The sequence below is a fragment of the Salinivirga sp. genome, from assembly GCF_035268865.1.
Taxonomy (GTDB): Bacteria; Bacteroidota; Bacteroidia; order Bacteroidales; family Salinivirgaceae; genus Salinivirga.
Map to the genome: position 1 here is coordinate 1 of NZ_DATFKB010000218.1, position 5,746 is coordinate 5,746.

Below are 5,746 nucleotides of genomic sequence, written 5' to 3' on the forward strand. Positions count from 1 at the left end.
GACGAATGGACTTTCTAAAAAATCACAAAAAACACCAACGAAAGAAATTAAACTGGCAGAACAGCGCAAAGCTGATTATCTGTCACGAAAAGGAGGTAAAACATGAGTGATTTACAAGCTTATATCAGCGACCGTAAAAAACGAGATACCGAATTTGCCAAGGGGTACGACGAAGGATTCCGAAGCTTTAAAATTGGTGTTCTCCTAAAGCGAGCCCGTGAAGAAGCCGGATTGACTCAGGATGAGCTCGCCAAACAATTAAACACAAAAAAAACAGCTATCTCGCGAATCGAGAACCATGCCGAAGACATTCGTCTTTCAACTTTGGAGAAGTATGCCCAGGCATTTGGAAAAAAGCTCAGAGTTGAACTCGTAGAGTGAGGCAGGCATAACCAGCGGTTCGCGCGGACTCGTTTTGGTTTTGAGACTTTAGCAACGTTGGTTTTCTCGCCGCACAACCGCCAGACCGTTAGCCTCCAAAGCTATCATTCCAAAATGGAAATAGGGCCGCTACTTTTCAGCTTTCAAAGGATTGCCAAACGATACCCAGCCAAATAGAACGGCCAAGATTGAGTAACCAATTGCGGCTATCCAAATTTCAATATTCTCAGGGGAAGAAAAAGCTGAATTACTTAATAGCAAACCACCAACCATAAAATGAGTGAAATTCCCAATTGCCACAGGCTTGCTATATATCCCGCCGATTAAATTCCCTTTTGCCATCCAGTTAAGCATTGCAAAAGCAAAGTACAGCGATCCCGTTATTTGCAGGAACAAAGTGTTTAGATCAGCTGGTTCTACACCGAAAAAGCCTAGAATTTCACCGGGAAGAAAGGTAAAGCAAATCCCTAAAAATCCCATTACTAATGAACTCGCTATCATCAATATTTTAGTATTCATAATAAATGGTCTTTTAATTTTTAGATTTTAAAATTGATCTTCACAAGACTATTCCAGCCTTTCTTTGATAACTTGTAAATCGATTATCATCGGATCTATTTCGTTGCGTTGCTTTTTTAACCTTTTCCAAAATTCAATTCCCACAAAAAAAACAATTGCTAAGCTCACTCCAAAATGGATCATCAGTTGCCACGTAATGCTGAAGTCACTAAGTACATCTACATACACCATGTTTATCCCCGTTAAAAGCATTATACTGTACACTGGTATGATATAGCGGAGAAATACTTTTCGATATAAAAGCTTTTTAATCGCTTTGGTTATGTAGGAATAGCTGTCAACCCGCAGGTGGTCTGCTTTTTTCAACGAAGTTCTATACCAGGCAAAACCGGTACCCAAAACCATCTCTACAGACAACACAAGAATTCCGCTATACACCCACCATGAGGCCTCCTGCATAAAATAAACTACGCACCAAAGGAAAATTATTGAGCAGACAAAAAGGATACTGCATATAACATTATTCAATCTTGTCTTTCGCTGAATTTGTTGAAATTCATCAAGCCTGGACGACAGGTTTTGATCAATGCCTATATCTTCTTTCGGTGTTTTCTGGGACTTCCAATCCTTCTTTAGTTCATCAATATTCATGATTTTCTGGCATTAGGCTTTGAAGTTCTTTTTTGATTCGATTTATTTTAACTCCCACGTAGTTTGTTGAAATACCCACCACCTTTGAAATTTGCTTATAACTCAAATCTTCTAAGTACAACGAAATTATAATACGATCCTGCTTTTCCAGTTTACTGATGCAGTTGTTGAGATCCCGAAGAGCCGGCAACGGATCTTTGCGGACTTTGAATGTTTTGTCACTCTTAAAAGTTGAAAAGTCTCCAGGATTACGATGAATACTTTCCAACCGTTGTTGTTTTTTTTTAAATGTAAGGGCGGTGTTGACCGTAATTCGATAAATCCATGTAGTGATTTTGGCCTCACCACGAAAGGATTCCAGATTTTCCCAGATGTTAAGCAGTACTTGCTGAAAAAGATCCTCTACCTCACTTTCTTCATGGAGATATCCGTAGCACAATCTATAAATCTTATCGCTGTGTTCATTGTAAAGCGCTATAAACCGGGACTTTTTTGATTTAGTCACTTGCATTGAAATATGCTTCCATTGTTTGATAAAACCATTCAGGATCATCCAGCATGATGAAATGCTTTGCTTCACCAGCTACCTTAAGCGTTTTATCTTCAAGCTGTTCATATTGGTTGCGGGCTGTTTGCATAATTTGGGATTTACTAACAGTACCTTGTTCACCGCTGGAAATATTCCCTGCCAACATGACCAGAACAGGAATTTCTATCTCCTTGATATCGTCCCGAAGATCAGTTTGCATAATATCAGCCATCGCGTTTACGACTGTTGTGCGATCGGATTGCATCGACCACTCCAATACGTTCTCAAGATCCTTTTCAGCACTGACCATAGTTTGCAGGGTATTCCTTTGTCGATTTCGATATGCTATCGAATCCATTTGATTCACTTGATTTTTTAACATTTGCCTCGGAAATTGTACATCCTGCTCTGTAACCCCTGGTTGCATCAAGGCGGCCAAAAAAGGATACGCATCTACAACAATTCCTTTTTGAACTAACTGCTCGTTCTCAGATGTTATAATCAGTGTTAACACCCCACCTAAACTGTGTCCCACGATTAATCCGGGCTCACGGTCTTTAATATAATTTGTTATCTCTTTATTCATAGTTTCCAGAAATGGAGTCTTTCCGGTTGCCGGCTTTTGGGCAAAACCAGCTAACGTAAAAACATGGCACTCATATTGATCCTTGAAACGATTCACGGTGCCTTCCCAAACATCCCCGCTACTTGCAAGACCAGGAATAAGGTAGATGGGCGGACCTGAACCATATACTTCAACTGTAAAAGCCTCCTGCTCGTAAACCTTTTTGGGTTCTAAATCCTGAGCTTCCAGTAATAAAGGAATAAGCATTAATAATTTTGTAAGGAGTGTACTAAAGAAAAACTTCGCTGTATAGCTGTGTAATATTTGCTTTTTGATATTCATGTTAAAACCTCTGAATGTTAGAGTTAATAAAGTATTTTTAACTGCATCTACCTTTTTAGACTCCAAATTCAGATTTTATTACAGATTTTTATGTAATTTTTTTCTTACATCCAGCCCGACTGTTCTTCTAAACTGTTAGTTAGAAATATATTAGTAGTAATCAAGAATACTGGGGTAATGTTTTGAAACTCTCCATTGTAGTATTGTTCATCAAATGCCGGCTCATACAGAGATGTGAACTAACTGGGTCATATTATTCGAAGTACCACATTCCTCTGAATAATTTTTAGAGGTGATATCACTTTTTAATAAAATGATTATACTGCCTTAATTAACATTTATATAATTGCATTCTTACGTTATACTCCTAACACGCGCATTTATTAGCGGACACGCTTCGCCAGGTCTTGCCCCTCTTGGTTTTACGACTCTTCTTTCGTTAGTTGCTAATTCAACATTAATCCGCATGCAGGTTATGCGCAATGTCGTTATGTGTCTTTCAAAGAAATTATCAAAAAATTGATCTCAACTAAACCCTTTTGTTTTCAGTACACCGGTTATGATTAAGAAAATTATTAATCACCTGGCATTAGCTCTTCTATTACTGATTTTGATGTCGTGTAGCAATAAAAGCCCTCAAGATTTAAGTGGATTTTTGTCTGAATCGAACAATGTAAGCCCAATTTTCAATAGCTACAGCGGTATAAGGCCTCCTATCAGTATTGATCCATCTAATAATGATAAAATCATCATTTATCAGCATGAGACATTCAATCCCCGAATAAGACCTAACTGTTATATACATAGGAATCTTATTCCTGAGGTTATTTTGAAGCTTCAAGATAGTAATACGCATATCTATTTTTTATGTTCGAATGCTACCGATTCAAGATTTGATAGAAGTGATGGCGGAAACTACATATATCACAGAGTAGACGAATTGCGAGCCATTTTAGAGGAATTACGTGTAGCTGGAGTTAGCCCAGAAAATATATATTTGGCGGGTTATTCTGCTGGTGCATGGACATCATTAATGGCCAATTCATTAATTGAGGACCGATTATTTAACGGCATCATTGGATTAGCACCTGCATTTGCAGGCAAAAGAAAATCGCGTGAACATAGCAAAGTACGGAGTAGTATAAGAAATGATCAAATTTCAAAGATTATGGAGAGTCAAAACATGAATGCTCTGATTTTTGCCTACGATTACGATGAGTATGAAAACACATCTGACTTAAGCTTTCTGACCTCTAATCCAGAATGGAACCTAACTTTTGTCAGTTTTGATTGCGATGAGGGACATAGAACACCACATTCTGATTGTAAATTCGAAGAGGCCTTAGAAATAATGAAAGAGTATATAGGTATTCCTTTTTGATGCTGATACAACTTACGGCCATAATTTTAATGATTTATAAATATTGCTGAATTCTTGGAAACATAACAAAGTAGCTCAAGTGGACGAGTTTGCGTTTTGAGTTTTAATTATAACTTACAGGATCGCCTCTTAGCCGCCGAACCGTTATACTGAATTTAAATTTAGCTCATGTTTCTTCCTGAAGATTTAGTCATAGTAGACGAATACACTTTAAAGCTTCCGTCTGGTTCAAATATCTCGGTTCCACTTTCCCAACCAATATTTGATAGTTGGAAGGGAACCCAGCCCGAAGATACATACGGTGGGAAATCAGTTTTAGAATACAATGGGGAACCCGTTTTTGCAGAAATATTAATTCTTAGAAAACTGCAAGAAGCTGGTTGGGATGGTGTTTGGGTAGATACATTCAGAGGAAAATTTCTCAATAGTTATTACCCAAATAGAGAAGAAGTAGAAATACCTGAAAATTGTTTACAGCTTCTGAATAAAATTGAAAATAAAATCGGTACTAAAAGCGGTTGTTTTGATATTTATTGTTGGAAGGGAAATGAAGTCTTATTCGCAGAAGCTAAAAGACAAAGCAAAGATCGTATTCGCAAGTCACAGAAAAAGTGGATTGAAGGTGCCTTAGCCACAGGTATATCTAGAAAATCGTTGCTAATTGTAGAATGGTCGTCTAACAGTGCAGTATAACCAGCGCGTCAACGCGGACAGGTCTCGACGTTGCGTTGCGGTTTTGTAATTTAGTAGTTCCAAAGAGCATTTGTAAATAAATTACGTTTTGGCGCCTACCGCATAACCGTTAAGTGGCTTAGTTCTAAATATCCAAATCTTCGATCGGACTCTTTACATCTTTCATAGTACGCGAGCTTACATGGGTATAAGTTTGAGTGGTCGAAATATGTTTATGCCCCAGAAGCTCCTGAATAAATCGTGTATACGTCCCGTTGTCTGGTAAATGAGTAGCAAAGCTATGGCGTAATGTATGCGGAGTGGCTTTCTTGGTGATACCGCATTGCTTTTTGTGTCGCCTCATTAGCGCCTGTATGGAAGAAGATGAATATTGACCGCCACATTGCCCTTCAAAAAGGTACTCATTGGGTTGGTACTCTCTTACATATTCTAGTAAAAGCTGTAATACTTTTTTTGACAAAATTGAATACCGATCTTTCTGCCCTTTGCCGTTCACTATGCGAATTTGCATTCGATCAGAATCAATATCTTTTAACTTTAAATTCAAGATCTCCCCGACCCGTAAGCCCGCGGAATAGCATAAAGTAAAGATAGCTTTGTGTTTCAGGTTGGTAAAGGAATTTCCCAGAGGATGGCTATGCCACAAAAACCGTTGCACCTCTTCCACCGACAAAACTACTGGTAT

Annotated in this window: 8 protein-coding genes; 3 read left to right on the forward strand and 5 right to left on the reverse strand. The window is 38.3% G+C overall.

The window, feature by feature from the left end; translation table 11 throughout:
- Positions 1–102 precede the first annotated feature (102 nt).
- Positions 103–381: a helix-turn-helix transcriptional regulator gene (locus tag VJ937_RS12970; RefSeq protein ID WP_324067773.1), complete on the forward strand. Its 279-nt coding sequence runs from the start codon at positions 103–105 to the stop codon at positions 379–381.
- A gap of 129 nt (positions 382–510) precedes the next feature.
- Here VJ937_RS12970 and VJ937_RS12975 read toward each other — a convergent pair whose 3' ends face one another.
- Genes VJ937_RS12975 through VJ937_RS12990 form a run of 4 tightly spaced genes read right to left on the reverse strand, consistent with a single transcriptional unit; the run spans position 511 to position 3,053 of the window.
- Positions 511–900 carry a hypothetical protein gene (locus VJ937_RS12975; RefSeq protein WP_324067774.1) on the reverse strand — a complete coding sequence of 130 codons (390 nt, stop codon included), beginning with the start codon at positions 898–900 and terminating at the stop codon, positions 511–513.
- A gap of 48 nt (positions 901–948) precedes the next feature.
- A complete protein-coding gene (locus VJ937_RS12980; RefSeq protein ID WP_324067776.1) occupies positions 949–1,551 on the reverse strand; it encodes a hypothetical protein in 603 nt (200 codons plus the stop codon).
- A complete protein-coding gene (locus VJ937_RS12985; RefSeq protein ID WP_324067778.1) occupies positions 1,541–2,056 on the reverse strand; it encodes an RNA polymerase sigma factor in 516 nt (171 codons plus the stop codon). Before VJ937_RS12985 ends, VJ937_RS12980 begins: the two co-directional genes overlap by 11 nt.
- A complete protein-coding gene (locus VJ937_RS12990; protein WP_324067779.1) occupies positions 2,049–3,053 on the reverse strand; it encodes an alpha/beta hydrolase in 1,005 nt (334 codons plus the stop codon). Before VJ937_RS12990 ends, VJ937_RS12985 begins: the two co-directional genes overlap by 8 nt.
- Positions 3,054–3,546: 493 nt before the next feature.
- Between VJ937_RS12990 and VJ937_RS12995 the strand changes: the two genes are divergently transcribed.
- Both VJ937_RS12995 and VJ937_RS13000 read left to right on the forward strand, forming a co-directional pair.
- Positions 3,547–4,368, forward strand: a complete 822-nt coding sequence (locus tag VJ937_RS12995; RefSeq protein ID WP_324067780.1) for a hypothetical protein — start codon at positions 3,547–3,549, stop codon at positions 4,366–4,368.
- Between the two features lie 168 nt (positions 4,369–4,536).
- The gene (locus VJ937_RS13000) at positions 4,537–5,061 is read left to right on the forward strand and encodes a hypothetical protein (protein WP_324067781.1); all 525 of its coding nucleotides are present in this window, start codon (positions 4,537–4,539) and stop codon (positions 5,059–5,061) included.
- A gap of 124 nt (positions 5,062–5,185) precedes the next feature.
- Here VJ937_RS13000 and VJ937_RS13005 read toward each other — a convergent pair.
- Positions 5,186–5,746 (reverse strand): tyrosine-type recombinase/integrase (locus VJ937_RS13005; protein WP_324067782.1); only part of this gene is annotated, 561 nt, incomplete at its 5' end.